Origin of the sequence: Pontibacter sp. HSC-14F20 (assembly GCF_019599265.1) — a bacterium.
Classification (GTDB): Bacteria; Bacteroidota; Bacteroidia; order Cytophagales; family Hymenobacteraceae; genus Pontibacter.
Genome location: NZ_JAHZTC010000098.1, coordinates 1 through 201 on the forward strand (window position 1 = coordinate 1; position 201 = coordinate 201).

Consider the following 201-nt stretch of genomic DNA (forward strand, 5'->3'; position numbering starts at 1 on the left):
GCTGTAGACTGCGGCCCTCCTTGTCCTGGAGCTTGAGGTTTTCCTTGCCTGAATAGGCCGCATCGCCGATGATGGTGTCCACCTCAATGCCGTTGTCGCGGCTTATTTCCACAAGCTTTGGAAGTTGGGGGCCATCGCCTTTTTCGCCCGAGGTGACAAGGGCGGCGGCAATGATGCGCTCCTCTGTCATGGCCAGATGCG

The 201-nt window shown here is 58.7% G+C and carries 1 protein-coding gene; it reads right to left on the minus strand.

All coding sequences use genetic code 11. The features are described 5' to 3' along the window. Window positions 1-201: transposase (locus tag K3G39_RS20655; RefSeq protein WP_220628052.1), on the minus strand; the 201-nt coding region annotated here is incomplete at both ends.